Raw genomic sequence first — 668 nt, forward strand, 5'->3', positions numbered from 1 at the left:
CAGTTCACGATGATCGGGCTGAAGGTCGGCGAGAAGCCCTTGCTGCGGGCCTACAGCGTCGCCAGCACGAACTATGACGAGACGCTGGAGTTCTTCTCGATCAAGGTGGCGGACGGCCCACTGACCTCGCGTTTGCAGAACCTCAAGGTCGGCGATCCCATCATCGTCGGCAAGAAGGCGACGGGCACGCTGGTGCTCGACAACCTCAAGGACGGCAAGCGGCTCTTCCTGCTCGGCACCGGCACCGGGCTGGCGCCGTTCCTGTCGCTGATCCGCGACCCCGAGACCTATGAGCGCTATGAGAAGGTCGTGCTGGTCCATGGCTGCCGCCAGGTGGCGGAGCTGGCCTATGGCGAGCGCATCACCCAGCATCTGCCGCAGGACGAGTTCCTCGGCGAGATGATCCGCGAGCAGCTCGTCTATTACCCGACGGTGACGCGCGAGCCCTTCCGCAACCGCGGCCGCATCACCGACCTGATGACCTCGGGTCAGCTCTACAGCGATATCGGCCAGCCCGGCTTCGACCCCGAGGGCGACCGCTTCATGCTCTGCGGCTCGCCGCAGATGCTGGCCGACCTCAAGACGATCTTCGCCGAGCGCGGCCTTGAGGAAGGCAATCACGGCGAGGCCGGCGACTACGTCATCGAAAAGGCCTTCGTCGAGAAATA

General features: G+C 64.5%; 1 protein-coding gene. It reads left to right on the forward strand.

Annotated features, from left to right (window positions below; genetic code table 11):
• The coding region (locus AB6806_RS28955) for a ferredoxin--NADP reductase (RefSeq protein ID WP_370956371.1) at nucleotides 1-668 on the forward strand (668 nt) is incomplete at both ends.

This window comes from Allobosea sp. RCC_152_1, from assembly GCF_041360765.1.
GTDB classification, from domain to species: domain Bacteria; phylum Pseudomonadota; class Alphaproteobacteria; order Rhizobiales; family Beijerinckiaceae; genus Allobosea; species Allobosea spartocytisi.